At 69.4% G+C, this 16,841-nt stretch carries 16 protein-coding genes; 8 read left to right on the top strand and 8 right to left on the bottom strand.

The window, feature by feature from the left end; translation table 11 throughout:
* Position 1: 1 nt before the first annotated feature.
* Positions 2–436, top strand: coding sequence for a hypothetical protein (locus tag FB459_RS14935; RefSeq protein ID WP_141929052.1), 435 nt, complete (start codon positions 2–4; stop codon positions 434–436).
* 194 nt (positions 437–630) lie between these two features.
* Here the strand turns inward: FB459_RS14935 and FB459_RS14930 are convergent, their stop codons facing one another.
* A complete protein-coding gene (locus tag FB459_RS14930) occupies positions 631–2,001 on the bottom strand; it encodes a hypothetical protein (RefSeq protein ID WP_141929051.1) in 1,371 nt (456 codons plus the stop codon).
* A 34-nt stretch (positions 2,002–2,035) separates the two neighbouring features.
* Positions 2,036–2,692 (bottom strand): class I SAM-dependent methyltransferase, encoded by a 657-nt coding sequence (locus FB459_RS14925; RefSeq protein WP_141929050.1) that lies wholly within the window; start codon positions 2,690–2,692, stop codon positions 2,036–2,038.
* Positions 2,693–2,739: 47 nt separating this feature from the next.
* On the opposite strand from FB459_RS14925, the gene FB459_RS14920 reads away from it, so the two are divergent.
* Genes FB459_RS14920 through FB459_RS14905 form a run of 4 tightly spaced genes read left to right on the top strand, consistent with a single transcriptional unit; the run spans position 2,740 to position 6,318 of the window.
* A complete protein-coding gene (locus FB459_RS14920) occupies positions 2,740–3,612 on the top strand; it encodes a glycosyltransferase family 2 protein (protein WP_170222004.1) in 873 nt (290 codons plus the stop codon).
* A complete protein-coding gene (locus tag FB459_RS14915; protein WP_141929049.1) occupies positions 3,612–4,598 on the top strand; it encodes a polysialyltransferase family glycosyltransferase in 987 nt (328 codons plus the stop codon). The genes FB459_RS14920 and FB459_RS14915 overlap by 1 nt, the downstream gene beginning before the upstream one ends.
* Positions 4,595–5,380 carry a hypothetical protein gene (locus tag FB459_RS14910; RefSeq protein ID WP_141929048.1) on the top strand — a complete coding sequence of 262 codons (786 nt, stop codon included), beginning with the start codon at positions 4,595–4,597 and terminating at the stop codon, positions 5,378–5,380. The genes FB459_RS14915 and FB459_RS14910 overlap by 4 nt, the downstream gene beginning before the upstream one ends.
* Positions 5,377–6,318: a DNA-3-methyladenine glycosylase family protein gene (locus FB459_RS14905; protein ID WP_239701332.1), complete on the top strand. Its 942-nt coding sequence runs from the start codon at positions 5,377–5,379 to the stop codon at positions 6,316–6,318. Before FB459_RS14910 ends, FB459_RS14905 begins: the two co-directional genes overlap by 4 nt.
* A gap of 29 nt (positions 6,319–6,347) precedes the next feature.
* Here FB459_RS14905 and cuyB read toward each other — a convergent pair whose 3' ends face one another.
* From cuyB to cofD, 4 genes are read right to left on the bottom strand one after another with little or no spacing between them, the layout of a single operon-like run.
* Positions 6,348–7,106 carry a cysteate racemase gene (gene cuyB, locus FB459_RS14900; RefSeq protein ID WP_239701333.1) on the bottom strand — a complete coding sequence of 253 codons (759 nt, stop codon included), beginning with the start codon at positions 7,104–7,106 and terminating at the stop codon, positions 6,348–6,350.
* On the bottom strand, positions 7,103–8,386 hold the full coding sequence (locus FB459_RS14895) for a carboxylate--amine ligase (protein WP_129625803.1): 1,284 nt from the start codon (positions 8,384–8,386) through the stop codon (positions 7,103–7,105). The genes cuyB and FB459_RS14895 overlap by 4 nt, the downstream gene beginning before the upstream one ends.
* Before the next feature lie 11 nt (positions 8,387–8,397).
* Positions 8,398–9,441 (bottom strand): coenzyme F420-0:L-glutamate ligase, encoded by a 1,044-nt coding sequence (cofE, locus tag FB459_RS14890; RefSeq protein WP_129625802.1) that lies wholly within the window; start codon positions 9,439–9,441, stop codon positions 8,398–8,400.
* Positions 9,438–10,415 (bottom strand): 2-phospho-L-lactate transferase, encoded by a 978-nt coding sequence (gene cofD, locus FB459_RS14885; RefSeq protein WP_141929047.1) that lies wholly within the window; start codon positions 10,413–10,415, stop codon positions 9,438–9,440. The genes cofE and cofD overlap by 4 nt, the downstream gene beginning before the upstream one ends.
* Positions 10,416–10,572: 157 nt before the next feature.
* On the opposite strand from cofD, the gene FB459_RS14880 reads away from it, so the two are divergent.
* The 3 genes from FB459_RS14880 to FB459_RS14870 are packed head-to-tail and all read left to right on the top strand — an operon-like array spanning position 10,573 to position 15,533.
* Positions 10,573–10,830, top strand: a complete 258-nt coding sequence (locus FB459_RS14880) for a WhiB family transcriptional regulator (RefSeq protein ID WP_129625853.1) — start codon at positions 10,573–10,575, stop codon at positions 10,828–10,830.
* A gap of 24 nt (positions 10,831–10,854) precedes the next feature.
* Positions 10,855–14,100, top strand: a complete 3,246-nt coding sequence (locus tag FB459_RS14875; RefSeq protein ID WP_129625800.1) for a glycosyltransferase — start codon at positions 10,855–10,857, stop codon at positions 14,098–14,100.
* Complete coding sequence (locus FB459_RS14870; protein WP_141929046.1) at positions 14,097–15,533, top strand: DUF5719 family protein; 1,437 nt, start codon at positions 14,097–14,099, stop codon at positions 15,531–15,533. Before FB459_RS14875 ends, FB459_RS14870 begins: the two co-directional genes overlap by 4 nt.
* 33 nt (positions 15,534–15,566) lie before the next feature.
* Here the strand turns inward: FB459_RS14870 and FB459_RS14865 are convergent, their stop codons facing one another.
* Both FB459_RS14865 and FB459_RS14860 read right to left on the bottom strand, forming a co-directional pair.
* Complete coding sequence (locus FB459_RS14865) at positions 15,567–16,397, bottom strand: SDR family oxidoreductase (protein WP_141929045.1); 831 nt, start codon at positions 16,395–16,397, stop codon at positions 15,567–15,569.
* Positions 16,397–16,798, bottom strand: a complete 402-nt coding sequence (locus tag FB459_RS14860) for a metallopeptidase family protein (RefSeq protein WP_129625797.1) — start codon at positions 16,796–16,798, stop codon at positions 16,397–16,399. The genes FB459_RS14865 and FB459_RS14860 overlap by 1 nt, the downstream gene beginning before the upstream one ends.
* Positions 16,799–16,841 lie beyond the last annotated feature (43 nt).

Genomic DNA, 16,841 nt, shown 5'->3' with positions numbered 1-16,841 from the left:
GATGACCTCCGCCACCGGTTCCGCCGCACGCCAAGCTCTGCTGTCGCAGTACGCCGGCGCCGAACACCTGGTACTCGGTGCGCACGTCAACGGCGAGACCTACCCGGGTACGGCTCGCTCCTACCTCGCCGACGGTCGCGGGGTCGCCTGGCAGGTGCCCCAGCAGGACGGTCTGGCGTTCGCCATCGACGCCGAGATCGCCGACCAGCCGGTCTCCGCGATGCTCGGCCGTCGTGCCCGCTCGATGGACCCGGCCGTCGTCTGGCCGCTGTGGACCGGCTGCGAGGCCGCCGCGAAGGCGCTCGGGTTGCCGGTGCTTTCCTGGCTCAACTGGCCCGGTCTGAAGCTCCCCGCCGAGATCGCCGAGAAGGTGTCCCTTCAATGGGAGCAACTCGACGACATCCTGGTTTGCTACGGAGTCGCGTCGACGACGTGAGCCGCGAGGTCACGGGCGGGTCGAGTTCGCGGTTGCTGCCGGTGGTTTCGGTTCCTGCGGATTCTTTCGTCATCGGCAGGGCTCAACCAGCGGAGTCGGTCGAGCGCTCGGGGTGGGCGTTGTTACCGCTGGTTGAGCGCAGGACTGAGGAACGTAGTCCTACGCGCCGAAACCACGGCGAGTTGTGTTGGGGCTCAACCGATCCGGCGTCGGCGCAATGCTTCGCGGAGTCGCTTGGTCGGGGCGGTCATCAAGAAGTAAGCACGCTTCGCGCGAGGACCCGACTCTGTCGCCAGCGCATGTTCGAGGGCTCGCAGGTGACGACGGTCCTTCGCCAGGTCTGACTTGAGCGCTGCCAACTGGGCGTCCTTGCGGCGCACTTCCTCGATCAACTTCGTTGTCGCGTAGTCGGTTTCGGGTAGACGGCGAGCGAATGCCATGGTCTCGTAGGCCGACGCGGCACTCTGGATCTCGGCCTCGGGGTCGCTCGTGTCCGCCGCCAAGCGCATCAATTCGACGGCGATCTCGTTGCGCGTGCGCTCGGGACCGAACGGGTGAACGCCGGGACGGTCGACGAGCACGCCGGCCAGATCGACCATCGCCGTCGGCAGGTCGGCGTCCTCGACTGTGGGGTCGATCACCTCGAATCCGCTGCGCCCGGCAATCACATTGCGCAACAACGGGGCCGGGCGACCGTCGGCCCATCGCGCATACGCTCGCAGTCCGGCGCTGACTCGTTGCAGATCGCGCACCAGCAACTGGCGGACGCGGAACTCGACGGGCGTCCCGTCAGCGACCGGGAGTCCGGTCGCCACGACTCCACCCAGTCCTCGGTATGCGACGGCGTCCCCGCCGCCGAGAGTGCCGACCAACCAGCCGTTCGCGGCAAGCATCGGCGTGGCCAGGAGCGCGTCGAATCGCAGGTCGTCGCTGCACAGCGAACGCAGCAGCGTCCGGGCCTGTGCCCTGTCGATCACCACCGAGCCGACGACAGCCCGGTCGAACACCGCCGCCGATGCTTGTTCAGGCAGTTCCGCGAAGACCGGCGAGCGCAGGTCGTAACCGGTCCCGAAGGCGCTGAACTGATGGTTCTCCTGCGGTGCTCGTGCCTGTCGGTCGAGAGCCGCGGGGCTCGCCCCGTTGTCGAGGTACGCGACGTATGAGGACCCGAGTCGGCGTAACACATCGATGAATTCCAGTGCGCCGACGCCGTCCGACAGCGGCGGCAGGATGTCGTCCACGGAGTCCAGGGCGATGACCAGGTCGAAGCCGACTGGCGGTGTCCAGGCCTCGAAGGAGCCGCACACGACGTCGGCTCCTGAACCCGAGGCGGAGCGCGCATCCGACTCGCCGCGCACGAGTAGAGTCACCGAGAATCCCTGCCGCAAAAGATGATTCGCCAGTTTCGCGGCACGCGCTCCTACCAGGAGCGCAGAGCCGGGACCCTCGGGGAGGAGTTCCGAGACGTACCGGACCCGAAGATCGTCGGCGGGCACCGGATCGGACCAGCCGTCTATTTCGCCGCCGCAGTACTCGATCTCGCGCTCTGTGTGCTCGCCGGTCATGCGGTTCAGCCTATGGTCCCTCTGCGCATCCGCATCAGCGTGCGTGCGCCCACTCGACCTGCGGTGTGGCGACGTCGCGCAGCCGCAGCAGGTGCACGGCGTAGTTACCGTGCGGGTCGTACGGGTGCAACTCGTAGGTGCCGAACCTGGCCTCGATGGCGAGGCCGGCGGCGTACGCGTCCCGGGCGAACTCCTCTACCGAATACTCGCGGGAGTGCGGGGGCGTGGCGTCGGTGTGGAACCCGACGAGCAGGCGCCCGGACGGCGACAGCAGCGCGGCCATGCGTTCGAGCATGAGCACCTCGGTGTCCGGCTCGCCGAGGATCATCACGTTGCCGACGCACACGATGACATCGAAGGACGTCGGAAACGACTGTGCGGCAAGTGACTTCGCGTCCAGGTCATCGATCCGTGACTGCATCGTCGGTAACTGCGGGTAGGTGTCACCGGCCTGTCGCAGGAGTCCTTCGTCGAGGTCGACGCCGTACGCGTCGTGTCCACGAGCACGAAGCGCAGCAGCGACACGTCCCATGCCGCAACCGGCGTCCAGGATCGTGGCTCCGCGCGGCGCCATCACGTCAGCGAGACGCGCCTCGCCCTCGATATCGTCACCGGCTGCATGCAGATCGGCGAACTTCTGACCGTATCCGCGGTGGTCGGTCTGCTCCCAGCGGGTGGGCTGTCGTGGCATGGGCTCTAGCCTAGGCAGTCGTGCCGCCCGAAGGAGATTCAGTGCAGATGCAGGAGCGACCGAGCGTCGGTGTGGTCGTGTTGTCGATGGGCAACCGTCCCGTCGAACTCACCGAAGCCATCCGCACCGTCCAGATGCAGGAAGGTGTCGATCTCGACATCGTCGTCGTCGGAAACGGCTGGCGACCCGAAGGCCTGCCCACGGGTGTCCGCTCGGTGTACGAAGCGGAGAACACCGGTATCCCGGAGGGTCGCAACATCGGCGCGTCCGAGGCGATCGGTGAGTTCCTGTTCTTCTTCGACGACGACGCGACGATCCCGGAGCCTGACGTGCTCGCTCGACTGGCGGCCAAGATCCAGGAAGCGGACGACATCGCACTCTGCCAGCCCGGACTCACCGACCCCGAGACCGGTGAGGCGCCCCGGCGGTGGGTGCCGCGTCTGCGAGTGAAGCCGGGTGAGTTCCAAGGGGGCCAGGTGGCGACCTTCTCCGAAGGCGTCGTGATGATCCGGCGCTCCGCGTTCGTGCAGGTCGGTGGCTGGCCCGGCAGGTTCTTCTTCGGCCACGAGGGTATCGATCTCGCCTGGCGACTCATGGACGCCGGGTGGCGGCTCTGGTACGCCCCCGAGATTCCCGTCAATCACCCGTACACAGAGGCGGCTCGGCATGCCGTCTACTACCGCACCAACGCCCGTAACAGGGTCTGGGTGGCCAAGCGAAACCTGCCCGCACCTCTGGTGCCCGTCTACCTCGCCACCTGGACCGCGCTGACGCTCGCGCGGGTGCACGACAGGGAAGCACTCAAGGTGTGGTTCCGCGGATTCGGCGAGGGCGTGCGCACCGACGCCGGGGAGCGGTTGCCCATCTCGTGGCGCACCGTCCGTGCCCTGACAAAGGCCGGCCGGCCACCGATCATCTGATGAAGTACGTCATCACCGGGGTTCGCAGCAAGACCCACCTCGTCCACATCGCCGCCTACATTCGGCGCGAACTCGAGTCTGCCACAGGGGAACTCGACGTCGCCCACATCGGCGGTGGCCGTTTTCTCGCACGCTCGAGCGTGACGCCGGACGACGTGCGGCGCTTCCTGCCCGACCACCCCCGGCTGCGTTTGACCTTCCCCGAGGGCGCTGCCCGATGGCACCACGAGGCGGCCAACCTGACCTACATCGCAGTCGGCGCGCCCGGCATCAAGCCGTGGATCCGACTGCGCCGCGATGCCCCGTTGCGTCCCATCCACGTGGTCGTCACCGACGAGGGCATCGGCACCTACGGCGACTGGCGGACCCGCAGGGACGCGCTCGCTCGGCAGGGCGCGCACGAACCCTGGCGCACAGTGCGGCCCCTGGCCATTCGCGCCGCCGATCGCGGGCTCACCGGGGAGCGCTTCGCGATGTACGACAAGGCATCCGAGTGGGCGCTGGACGAGGCGATCGCGAGCGAGTTCCGACGTCTCGTTCCGGCTGCCGCGGTGCCCGGTGAGCCCAGCGACCGGGTGGTCTTCCTGTCTCAACCGTGGGTCGACCTGGGCATCCTGAGGCGGGACGCCCACCTCGCCCACGTCGCCGAGATCGCGGACGCCGTCGGCGCCCAAGGATTGCGGCTCGCCGTCCGACCGCACCCGGCGCAGGACAGTTCGATCTACGCGGGCTACGAGGTGCTCGATGAAGCGTTCACCGCCGAGGCCGACCCGTCGATCGTCCACGCCGCAGGTGTGGTCGGTGGGACGAGCACCGCGCTACTGAACCTGGCGGCGTTGTACCGCCTGCCGGCTGCGCGTCTGGTCGAGCCGGGACTGGAGCACCTCGAAGGAGAACTCGGCGCCGACCAGCGGGCGCTGTTGGACACCTACCTGCCGAAAGCCACCGAGGTCCGTCGGTGGGGCGGGTTACAGTCGTCGGTGTGAAGGGCAGGGTATCGACGGCCGACTCGGTCGCACGCTTCGGCAACAACCTGTCGTCCTCGCCTGCGGTGCAGCGTGTGGTCGACCGGGCTCGGCAAGCTGCGCGCGACACTGCAGCGCGTCTTCCGCAGGGCGAGGGAGCACCACCCGTGCGGGCTCTCGACCTGCAGCACATCCGGATGACCGATCTGCTCACCGACGGACGCGTGGCGCGCGACGCCCGGCGCCGGGCCCGCCGGCTCGGTCTGCCGCGCACCATCGACGACACCTCCGCCTGGGCCTCGCTCGGTGCGCTCGCCGCGCTGCTGCGGGTGGTGGACGACGGCTCGCGTCGCGCAGTGGTGCTCGATTCGGTGGGGGAGCGCTCGACCTTCAGCCGTTGGGCGACCAGCGCCGGCTTCGCACCGCTCGCGTTCGACGTCATGCGCGCCGACGTCGTGGGTGAACAGGTCGCCGAACGCAGCGTCGACATGGTCGTCCGGCTCCACCCGCACTCGGCATCGGCGGAGACGGTCGACGAACACCTCACCCGGGCGTCCTGGGCGGTCCGTCGGGGCGGCCTCATCTGCATCACGATGAAGCTCGGGCCGGCGCACGAGCACGGCGTCAGCGTGGCCGACATCCGGTCGTTGATCGCTCGCAGCGCTGACCGCGGCCTGAAGCTCGTCGGCCAACTCGACATCGACGACGGCCTGCGCGCTCGCGAGGCGTCCCGCCAGGAAACGGGATCGTTCGGGCTGGCGTTGCTGACGTTCCGCGTGTCGGTGCCGCACAGTTCCTCGTGACCGGCCGCCGGGACGAGCGTCTCGACACCGATTTCGCACCCGGTCGTCCGGTGCCGCTTCGGGCGATCATCGGCTCGCTGCGCCGTGGGGCGGGTGACCCGACCTGGCTGCAGACCGGTGAAGGGATCTGGCGCGCGTGCGTCACCCCCGAGGGCCCGGTCTCGATGCTCCTTCGGGTAGACCGGACGGGGGTCGGCGACCGGGTGGTCGCGCGCGCCCACGGGCCCGGATCATCGTGGATGCTCGCTCGGTTGCCGAGCCTGTTGGGGGCCGACGACCCGGCGCACGAGTTCGTTCCTCACCATGACGTGATTGCCGAAGCCTTTGCGCAGCAACGTGACTGGCGTCTCGGAAGGACGGGCCTGGTCATCGATGCACTGGTGCCGGCGATCATCGAGCAGCGGGTCACCGGGAAGCAGGCCTTCGGTGGGTACCGGATGTTGGTGCGCCGATTCGGGTCGCCCGCTCCGGGGCCCGCAGCCGATCTCGGGCTGCGGACACCACCGTCGGCGGACGGGTGGGCGAAGATCCCCTCCTGGGAGTGGCTGCGTGCGGGGGTCGACGCGCAGCGGGCCGACACGATCATGCGGGCGATGCGGGTCGCGCACGCCCTCGAGAAATGTGCCGATCTGCCGCGGGAAGAGGCGTGGAAGCGTTTGCGTTCGGTGCCGGGCATCGGGGTCTGGACGACGGCCGAGGTGGCGCAACGCGCGTTGGGCGACGCCGACGCCGTCAGCTTCGGCGACTACCACGTTGCCAAGGACATCGGGTACGCGCTCACCGGACGTCCGGTCGATGATCTCCAGCTCGCGGAGCTGTTGAAACCGTATGCGGGACACCGGTATCGGGTTCAGTACCTGGTCAATGCCGCGGGGTTGAATCGCCCGCGCCGCGGCCCGCGGTTGAGCCTGCCCACCCACCTTCCGAGTCGCATGTGACCAACCCGCTCCGACGTCAGCCTGCGACGTCAGCGCGGTTCGCGTCCGGCGCGGCGGATCGTGGCCCGTGCGAGCGATTCGATCGAGTCCACCAGCTCGCCCCGGCTCGACCAGCCCTGGGTCGCGTGGATCACCGACAGTTCGGTACACCCGAGCACCACCACGTCGCTGCGTTCGCGAAGGCGCTCGATGACGCCCTCGAGGCCGGCGACGTCGACCGGGCCGCCTGCCTTGACGCCGTCGTAGATCACCGACATCGTCAGCGACTGGTCGTTCTCGTCGGGGTACACACTGCGTGCGCCCAGAGAATCGAGCACCTTCTCGTAGACGCCGGCGGTCCGCGTGCCGTCGGTCACCAACAGGCCCACCCGCGAGCCATCGGCACCGGCCGATCGTGCTGCTGCGGTCAGAGCCGCTCGTGCGGTCGCGTCCACGATGGAGAGCACCTCCTGCGACGTGGCCGCCTGGATCTGAGGCAGGAAGTGGTAGGCGGTGTTGCAGGGCAGCACGATGAAATCGGTGCCGAGAGCGTCCAGGCGCGCCGCGTCCCGCGCCAGGACCGGTCCGGGGTCCGGTGCGTCGGCGGACAGAATGCGCGCGGTCCGGTCCGGCTGCGTCGAGTGCACCAGAACCACCAGGTCCAGATGGTCCTGATCCCGCGACGCCGGGGTGAGCTTGACGAGAACATCCTGGAACAGCGCAGTTGCTGCCGGGCCGTTGCCGCCGATCACGCCGACCACCGGACCGGGGTAGGCGTCGTCCTCGCGGACCGGTAGCAAGGTGGTCACACCAGCGCCTTCGGCTCCGGGTAGTACCGCCGGTACTTGCGCACGTAGTTGACCTGGTTCATCGCGATCCACTGCCAGCGCTTCGGGTGCTTCTCGGCACCGTAGAACCAGGGGTTTGTGACCTCGCCCGCCTTGATCAAGCCGTTCAGTTTCTGCTTGGTCGCAGGATCGGTCACGTAGCGCTTGAGCAGACGGATCGGCACCGCGCTGAACACGTGCTCGTCCATCGTTTCGACCACGGGTCGCCCTTCGAGCGACCGGCCCTTCACCCACTCGTTCACGTACCACTCGACGACGTTGTGACCGGCTGCGGTGATGTAGAAGCTGGTGCCGCCCAGGCGGGGGTTCAGTTCGAAGAACACGGTCTCGCCGGTGCGCGGGTCGTACTTCATGTCGAAGTTCGCCCAGCCGCGCCAGCCGACGTGTTCCAGCAGGCGGGTTGCCGCGGCCACCGCTTCGTGGTCGACCCCGGTCATGATCGCCGCCGGGAAACCACGGGTGTCGGGGGCGTGCTCCTCCAGCAGAACCCGACCGAAGCAGGCGAACTTCACCTCGCCCTGTTTGCTGACGTAGCAGGTGAGGACCCGCATGTTCTGGTCGTCGCCGGGGATGACGTCCTGCAGGATGAACTTGTCGGTGTAGCCGGAGCCTTGCAGCCGGGTCAGCAGGTCGTCCAGTTCCTGCCGCGAGGATGCGGAGTGCACCTTCTGCTTACCGGTGAAATCGACGCCGGCGTACGCCTCGGCGTTCGACGGCTTCGCGATGACCGGGAAGGTCAGCCCTTCCAGTTGCTGTGCAGCAGAGTCGGATCCGTGGTCACTGACGTCGTACACGACGGTCTGCGGGTGCGGAATGTCCAGTTCCCGGCACAGGTCGGCGAAGTTCTCCTTGCGCGTCAGCCGGTCGATCAGCTCGGGCTCGCTGTACGGAATCACGTAAAGATCCTCGAGCTGGTGCTTGACCCGGGCCAGGACGCTGACGACGTGGTCGGTGGTCGCCAGCAGCAGGCGCTTGTCCGACCCCACCTTCGGCGCGAGGTCGCGCAGCGTGCGCACCAGAAGCTCGGGATCCTCGAGCGAGGCGATCGGGCGGTGCTCGACCAGAGTGCTGTGTGCGATCGGTCCGGCGACCATGCGGGAGACGATCAGGGTGCGGTACCCGTACGCCATGTGGAACGAGCGCGCCAGGCTGTAACCCAGGCGGTCGCCGCCGAGTACTACGGGGACGAAGTCCTGTCCGGGGATGATGGCGTGGGGGCCGGGCGCGACGATGTCAGGCATGACACCCGAGCCTAATGGCGCGGCTGGGCGATCCCGACGCGGACGCTCCCCGGGTTCGGTGTGAGCTCGGCGACGAGGCGCTCGCCGGCCAAGGCCACCTCGAAGCGGGCTGCGATGCGTCCGAGCACATACGGATCGGCGCAGGTGACCGACCATTCCTCGTCGGCGCCGTCGAGGGCGGCGTCCTCCCCGGCGGGGTCGGGCAGGACGGCGGCCGACCAGGCTCGACGCACCCGGTCCGTCACGGTCTCGGGATGCACCGACTCGATGCCGACCTCGACCGACATCGCCGAACCCGCAGGCACGCCGAGGGCGTCACGGACGGCTTCGGCGCGGCCGAGCGCGAACCAGTCGGTCGGGCCCGAGCGCACCAGCGTCCGAGACCCGTCGGCGTCGGGATGCAGAAAGCGCCGGTCGAGGCCGCGGACGACCGCGACCGGCACCCGGTCGAGCTTGCCCTTGACGAGATCAGCCGCCGCTGCGACCTCGTCGGCGATGTTGCGCACGGTCACCGCGAGATCGTGCCCGTGGGTGTCGGCGAGACCGCGCAGGTCCTCGAGCGGGGTCAGGCCGTGCGTGCCGAGTGCGAAATCGGTGAGTCCGCTGCGCCACGCCCGGCCGGAGGTGTCGCTGAGCACGACGGCGAAGTCGGCGTGCCCCGCGACGTCGGCCAGGCGTCCGTGCAAGGACGCAGCTTCAGCGTCGGGCTCATGCGGCAACAACAGCCGTACGTCGTCATCGGCGTTCGAGGAGTCGATCCCGGCACCGGCCATCACCGGCCCGGCCTTGGCCTCGACGACCCGGGTGAACCCGGTGGAGGTCGTGCGCTCGGCCACGACCCGCTGCGACTCCTGCAGCACGAGGTCGGCACGCTCGACGTCGTTCGAGCCGAGGAGGCCGAGAGCCTTGGAGACCACCTTGCTGGTGACGACCACGACATCGCCGGGTTCGATACGCGTGGCTCGCGACTGGGCCACCGCTTCGTGGACGAGTGTGGCGAGATCGTCGCCGGCGCGGACCTCGGGCACCCCTGCCAGCGGCAGGATCGTGATCACGGGCGGTTCCGCAGACGCAGTCCGAGGTCGACCGCCGCTGCCGCCATCGCCTCGGCGGTGGGGAGGTCTTTCATCAACAGCGGGACAGCCTCGGTCGTCAGGCCTGCCGGTCCACCGAACGACTCGGCGTCGCCGCTGTCGATCAGCCAGCCGTCGAGGAAGTCGCGGTACAGCCCGGCCACACCACTGGGGGAGACCTCGACCCCGAGCGTCGCCAGGCAGGCGTCCGCGTGACCCCGCACCGGTCCGCCACCGACGATCGGGGAGACGCCGACGACGGGAGCAGCTGTGCCGCGCAACGCATCTCGGACGCCGGGCACCAGCAGGATGATGCCGATGGACACGACAGGGTTGCTCGGAGGAAGAATGACCAGATCAGCGGTCCGGATGGCCTCCAGGACCCCCGGAGCTGCCGCGGCACGATCGAGGCCCGCCACGACGAAGCGCTGCGCGGGCACCGCGGCCCGCAGTCGGATCCACCACTCCTGGAAGTGCACGGCCCGTTGCTCATCGCCGTCATCGAGCACGACGTGTGTCTCGACGAACGCGTCCGTCATCGGCAGCAGGCGCACGTGCTGGTCGGGAAGACCCCACCGCGTGGCCAGACGAGCAGTCACCTCGGACGGGGTGGATCCCTGGGCGAGCCACATGCTGCGGGCGACGTGGGTGCCGAGGTCCTTGTCGCCGAGTCCGAACCATTGCGGCTCGACACCGTATGCGGCCAGTTCACCCTGCAACGTGAAGCTTTCGTTCGCACGTCCCCAGCCCTGCCCCTCGTGGATGTCGCCGCCGAGGGTGTAGAGCAGGGTGTCGACGTCCGGGCTCACCCGCAGTCCGAAGAGCGTGATGTCGTCGCCGGTGTTCGCAACGATCGTGATCTCGTGCGGCCCGTCGTCCAGTCGGTCGAGATGGCTACGCAGTCCGCGCAGGAATCGGGCGCCGCCGACACCTCCGGCCAAGGCAGTGATCCGCATGCCGGGCAGTGTGTCAGTCCTGTTTCGTAGCATGAGGAGCGGGCCGCTGCCGGCTTTCTCACTTACTCCTTCGCACTTGACTTATGCGTAACGACACGCGTGTAATAACAGCGTTGTGATTTCGTCGACATCAGGAGGAGCAGTGCAGGAATTCTCATTGTTCGCCGTGCAGCCGCTCGATGTCGATGACGACGGAGCGCTCGCCTGGCAGGAGAACGCGCTGTGCGCGCAGACCGACCCCGAGGCGTTCTTCCCGGAGAAGGGCGGCTCCACTCGTGAGGCCAAGAAGGTCTGCATCGGGTGTGAGGTCAAGGCCGAGTGCCTGGAGTACGCCCTCGCCAACGACGAACGCTTCGGGATTTGGGGCGGCTTGTCCGAGCGCGAGCGCCGCAAGCTCAAGAAGCGGGCGGTCTAGCCGCCTGCGCCCGTGGTGACCCAGATGCTCACCTCCGACGCAGACGGGTCGCTGCTGGTCACCGATGACGACCGCCCGAGGCTGAACGTCACGACTATGCTCGTCGTCCGTGAGGGCGGCGAGCGATTACATGCCACCCTCCGGGCGCTGCTCGACCAACGTCGCAGGCCCGACCGGCTGGTGATCATCGACACCACCCCGGAACGGTCCACCCACCGGATCCCCGACGAACACCCGCAGATCCGTGCCGGCTTCCCGGATGTCTCTGTCGTCACCGTCCCGCCCGGCTCGAGCTTCGCCGACACCGTCGACATCGCCGTCGAGGCACTGCCCGATCCCGGCGAGGACGCGGTCGTCACCAAGCGCAGCCGCACGAGGGCCGACAAGCGTCCCATCCGTCCACGGGACCGGCATGAATGGCTCTGGTTGTTGCACGAGGACAACCAGCCGGACGCGAACGCGCTCGCCGCGCTCACCGAGGCCGTCGGCCGCACCACCCGCATCGGCATCGCCGGTTGCAAGGTGCGCGAGCTCGACCGACCCCGCCGCCTGGTCGACGTCGGACTCGACGTCACGCGTACCGGCCGCCACATCGGTGAGCAGGTGCAGGGCGAATTCGACCAGGGACAGCACGATCTGCGCACCGACGTCCTGGCGGTCAGCAGCAGCGGCCTGATGATCCGTCGGGACGTCTATGCGACCCTCGGCGGGTTCGACCCGGCCTTCGACGGCGACGGCGACGGACTGGACCTGTGCTGGCGGGCTCACCTGACCGGCCACCAGGTGGTCGTGGTCACCGACGCGATCGTGCACCAGGACGTCGATCCCACTCCCAGCGACGGAACGGGCAAGCGGCGTCCTGACCCCGACCTTCCCGCCTCGCAGAGCCCGCGGACGCTGCGCCGTCACCGGCAGGTCGCGCTCGCTCGCGCCTCGCTGTTGGGCTGGCCGTTGATGAGCCTGTGGATCCTGCTGTCCGGTCTCGTGCTCGGCGTCGGGATGCTGCTGGTGAAGCACCCGCGCCGCGCCTTGGCGGAATTCGCCCAGGCCACAGCGCCGTTCGGCCTCGGTCGCATCGTCGGCGCCCGGGCTCGGTTCTTCGGACGGGCCACCGCCCGTCGGCGTTACCTGCGTCCGTTGTTCGTGGGTGCGGGCGCCGCCTGGATGAGCGCCCGTGACTCGCTGCGCGCCGCCGTCACGCTCGACGACGTCCCACCCGAGCACGCTCTGGTCGACGAGGGAGCCGGCGAAACGGGGCCGGTCGACGAGCACGCACAAGCCCTCGCCGTGCCGCGGCGTCCACTCGCGCAGATGTGGCGCAGCCGCGGCCTGTGGACCGTCCTCGCCGCGCTGATCGCCGCCGGTGTGCAGTGGCGTGGATTACTCGGCAGCCACTCCTTCCAAGGGCGCTCCGGCGCGATCAGCGGCGGCGAACTGCGCGCGTTCGGCACCGACTCCGGCGGCATCTGGCGGCTGTATCGCGACGGCTGGACGGGCGCCGGCCTCGGCGAGCCGAATCAGCACGCCGAATACCTTCCTGTGCTGTGGCCGCTCGCCTGGCTGGTCGAACACGTTCCCGGTCTGGCGTCGGCAACCAGCGGTCACACGGCGGTCGTCTGGCTGCTGGCGCTGACCATGCCGTTGTCGGCACTCACCGCCTATCGCGCCGGACGCGTGCTGACTCCTCACGGCTGGCCCCGCGCCGTGGTCGCCGCGCTGTGGGCCAGTTCCGCGCTCGCCACCACCGCGTCTGCGCAAGGACGCCTGGGTCCCGCCATCGGTCACGTGCTCGCGCCGCTGGTCTTCGCCGGCGTGGTGGCCATCGCCCGCCCCAGAGGTTCGGCCACGATGACCTTCGCGACCGTCGCCGTCGCCGGGATCATGGGGGCGTTCAGTCCGATCCTCTTGGCGTTCAGCACGATTGCTGCGCTGCTGGTCGCCCTGTTCGGAGCCCGATGGGCGCGCCTACGCGGGCTGATCCTGGCGACAGTGCCGTGGGCGCTGTTGGGCGCCTACACCCGCCACCTGCTCTCCGACCCACGCCAGATCTTCGCCGGACCGGGCAACCTGATCACCGGCGCGCCGACGCAGGCGGAACCATGGCAACTCGCGCTGTTGCACCCCGGTGGTCCGGGCTCCTATCCGGTGCTGCTGGGCCTGCCTCTGCTCGTCCTGGCCGTGCTCGGCCTGTGCAGTCCCGGGCGTCACCGCTTCATGCTCGCCGCGTCCGCCCTCGCGCTGACCGCGCTCACGGGTGCCCTGCTGTCCCCGTCGCTGGTGGTGATGTCCACGCCGGACGGACCGCGAACTGCCTGGGCCGGAGTGCCGCTGCAGGTCTTCGCTCTGTGTTGTGCGGGGATCGCCCTCGCCGGACTGGCGTCGCCGTACCCCCGGAGCAAGACCGCGCGGGCGGTGCTGCACCCGGCGATGGGCGTGCTCGCCGGCCTGCTCGCTGCTGTCGTCGTCGGTTTCGCGGCTTGGGCCGGACAGGTGACAGCTCTGCGGCCGGTGGATCGGCCGCTGCCCGAACTCGTCCAGAAACAATTCACCGGACCCCGTTCGATACGTTCCCTCGTCCTCACCGTCGGCCGCGACGGCACCGTGGCCTACCGCGTGCAGGGCCGCGAGGTCGGACGTCCGGTGTCCGACCTGACGCTGCCCGCTCCGAGCGGCGCGGCTGATGCGGGACGGGCGGTCGATGCCCTGGTGCGCGGGCAGGGCGAAGCAGCTGCCGCCGGCCTGCACCGGCTCGCTGTGGGTTACGTGGTGTTGACCGGTCCAGGTGCAGCCGGTTCCGATGTCTCCTCCTCGCTGCAGAGCGGCGGTTCACTCCTACGGATGCACAGCGTGCGCGACGCCAAGGTCTGGCGGGTTGCTCCGATGACCACCCCCGCAGGCGATCGTTCGGTGGCCAGCAGTCGACTCGTCCTGCTGACCGCAGGCACCCCGACTCAAGAACTGCGCACCGACGATTGGCACGCCGCCACTTCGTTGCGCCTTCCGGCGGCGAAGGTCGCGCGAACGATCGTGGTCGCCGAGCCGGGTGGTTGGTCGAGCCGGGCCGAAGTCACGTATGACGGGGAGCCGCTGCGTGCCGAGGTGGTCGGGCCGACCGTCCAGTACGAACTGCCGACCGCTGCGGGTCAGCTGGAGATTGCGCCCCGTCCGGCGTTCGAGCGCACCAGGTGGGCGCAGGCGGGCTTGTGGCTGCTGGTCGTGTTCATCGCCCTGCCGTTCGGCAACCGCGCGTCCCGCAGGAGGGCGTGGTGAGGGGTCTGTCCGTCGTTCGGGCCGTCGTGGTCGCGGCCGCCGCCGGGGGAGTGGTGTTCGGGTCGGCCGAGGTCGACGTCGATGCCGACTGGTCACGCGCGAGCGACACCCGTGCCGCTCAGAACGCCAGTGCCGCTCTCAGCACCACGCTGGTGTGCCCCGGCCCCGATCGCCCGGGCACGCCCGGATACGAGGACGCGAAGCAGACCGTGGACCTCGCCACCGGCGGCGCTCCGGCAAGCGTGTTGAAGCCCCACGGTGAGGGCGCGGTCCGCGCCGCCCGCCTGCCCTCCGGTGCCGGCGCAGCGCCGCCCACCCGCACGGCGCCGGTTCAGGTTGCGCGCGACCGTGTCAGCGGTGCCGGCGGCATCCACCTCGATGGATCGGGCAGCGCCGCGACCGGTCTTGCTGCCCTTCAGTCCTGGGACGACGAGGAGCAGAGCGTCGGCGGCTTTGCGATGGCACCCTGTGGCGTCCTGACCAAGGACACCTGGTTTCCTCTGGGCGGCAACCAATCCGGACGTGTCGGACGTGTCGTGATCAGCAACCCTTCGTCTGCGCCGGTGACGGTCGACGCCGAAGTCCTCGGCCGGGGTGGCGTCGACGCCGGCCAGGGTGCCAAGGGCTTGGTCGTTGCGCCCGGCGACCGGGCGGTCGTCGGCGTGGGTGACTTCGGCGACGAACTCAGCAACGCCTTCGTCCATGTGGTCGCGCGCGGTGGCGCCGTCGCCGTGTCCGGCGTCGACGCCTGGATGACCGGTGAGACACGCTCGGGACAAGCCGGTTCCGCGCCCGCAGCCGCCGGAACGGATCTGGTTCTCCCGCAGGTCCCGGTTGTCGCGGGTACGCCGACCGTGCGGGTGGCGGTGCCGGGAGCCCTCGGCACCTCGGTGCGGGTACGGGCCATCGACAGCGCCGGCCTGGTCGTCGCAGACGAAGTCACCGATGTCGATGCCAAGTCGACCGTGGCGGTGCCCCTCACGGATGTCCCGAAGGGCAGCTATGCCGTTCGTGTGACCTCCGAGCAGCCGGTGGCCGCAGCGGTACTGGCGATGGCGAACACCTCCGGCACCTCCGACATCGGGTGGGCGACTCCCGTTCGAAGCAGTGGCGCGTTGATCGGGTCGCCGCTGCCGAAACTGCCGGAGGGTGCCGGCGCGACGCTCGGGTTGTTCTCCGCAGACCGTCCGGCGACGGTCGACGTCGTCACCGACGACGGCGCTCCCCGGCGGGTGCACCTGGAGAAGGACCGCCCACTGCGGCTCGACGTGAGTGAACGCGACTCTGTGTGGGTGCGTGTCCTCGCCGGGTCGGTGCGCGGATCGGTGGTGGTCTCCGGACAGATCGAGGACCGGCCCGTGCTCGAGGTCAGTCCGCTCGAACCGGTGGCGGTCGAGGCCACCGTCCGGGAGTCGACCGCCGAACGCGACTGAGCCGCGGTGCGATTCGGCCCGTGTGCGGTTCTACTAGTGCGTGGTCAACCAGGCGGCGTAGGTGCAACCGCCGCGCCGGGCGTCCGGCCCGGGAAGGTTCGAACCGTTCGCGAACGCCTTCAGCACACCACCGACCCGAGGCACGGCAAGGCTGCGACGTAGCTTCACCCCACGCACGTGCGCGGTGAGGACGGCGATCTCGCGGGCACTGAGCACCTCCGGGCCGGCCAGTTCGAGCGGGCCGGTGGCATGGTCCTGCGCGAGCGCCACGTCGACGAGCGTCTTGGCGACCCACTCGGGATCGACCGGGGCCAGGCGAAGTCCCTTGGGCGCCAAAGCTATTCCGGCCGCGTACGGTCCGAGATACTGCGCCGCCAGGGCGTGGAACTGCGTCGCTCGGACGATCGTGTGCGGCATCCCGGACTCGACGACCACCGTCTCCGCCTGCGCCTTCGCGCGGTAGTAGGGCAGCGGGTTGTCCCAACAGCCGACGATCGACACGTGCACCAGCCGAGGTGCCGGTTCGGCGTCGAGCGCGGCCAGGGCAAGCCGTCGGGTGCCGTCGACGTCGACGTCCTGTGCGTGACGTCCGTCGGTTGCGCAGTGGATGACTGCCTGCACTGCGTCGAGCGCCTCGGACAAACCCGAGCCGTCGCGAAGATCGCCGGTCACGTAGCTGACGCCGGCCTCGGCTCCACCATCCGACGAACCGCGGGTGAGGACGCGAGCCGGCACCTGGGAGTGGACCAATTCGGCGACGACTGCGCGTCCGAGGGTGCCGGTGCCACCGGTCACCAGAACGGGGCGTCGGCCGACGGTGGGCAGTCCGGGAAGAATCGTGGGTGGTGCTGCGGCGTCCGACATCAGCGGTCCTTCAGTTCGTCCGGGTCGAGGCCCAGCAGGCCGGCTATCTGTTCGCAGATGACCAGATCGACCAGTTCGACGAGATCGGCCTCGCAGGAGGACCTCGTCTCGATCGGCCGGCGGTACACGACGACGCGGGCCGGCAGCGAGCCCTCGGCGGGAAACGCACGGGCCAGGGCGATCTGATCCTCCCACGGAGCGGGATCGCTGGGCGGGACGTCCTCGACCGCCAGCTCGATCGGCGACTTCTTGATCTCCGCCTTGGTGCACACCTGTTCGAAGGCGTCGAGCACGACCTCGTCGAAGCGTCGGCTGCGCGATCGCATCGCCGGCACACGGGGCCAGGCGACCGGGCCGCGCATGCCACGTCCGCGGCGGCCCGCGCGGCGGTTGGAAGTCATGTGTCGCAGCCTAATTGCTGCGCACCGCGACATCAGGACGTCG

This window comes from Yimella lutea, assembly GCF_006715095.1.
GTDB lineage: Bacteria > Actinomycetota > Actinomycetes > Actinomycetales > Dermatophilaceae > Yimella > Yimella lutea.
This window is presented reverse-complemented; position numbering and strand designations above follow the sequence as displayed.

Bases quoted from the DNA above. Each gene is read 5' to 3' on its own strand.
- FB459_RS14935 (WP_141929052.1), top strand. From the start codon at position 2: ATGACCTCCGCCACCGGTTCCGCCGCACGCCAAGCTCTGCTGTCGCAG.
- FB459_RS14925 (WP_141929050.1), bottom strand. From the start codon at position 2,692: ATGCCACGACAGCCCACCCGCTGGGAGCAGACCGACCACCGCGGATAC.
- cofD (WP_141929047.1), bottom strand. From the start codon at position 10,415: ATGCGGATCACTGCCTTGGCCGGAGGTGTCGGCGGCGCCCGATTCCTG.
- FB459_RS14930 (WP_141929051.1), bottom strand. From the start codon at position 2,001: ATGACCGGCGAGCACACAGAGCGCGAGATCGAGTACTGCGGCGGCGAA.
- FB459_RS14895 (WP_129625803.1), bottom strand. From the start codon at position 8,386: ATGCCTGACATCGTCGCGCCCGGCCCCCACGCCATCATCCCCGGACAG.
- FB459_RS14875 (WP_129625800.1), top strand. From the start codon at position 10,855: ATGCTCACCTCCGACGCAGACGGGTCGCTGCTGGTCACCGATGACGAC.
- FB459_RS14860 (WP_129625797.1), bottom strand. From the start codon at position 16,798: ATGACTTCCAACCGCCGCGCGGGCCGCCGCGGACGTGGCATGCGCGGC.
- FB459_RS14920 (WP_170222004.1), top strand. From the start codon at position 2,740: ATGCAGGAGCGACCGAGCGTCGGTGTGGTCGTGTTGTCGATGGGCAAC.
- FB459_RS14865 (WP_141929045.1), bottom strand. From the start codon at position 16,397: ATGTCGGACGCCGCAGCACCACCCACGATTCTTCCCGGACTGCCCACC.
- FB459_RS14915 (WP_141929049.1), top strand. From the start codon at position 3,612: ATGAAGTACGTCATCACCGGGGTTCGCAGCAAGACCCACCTCGTCCAC.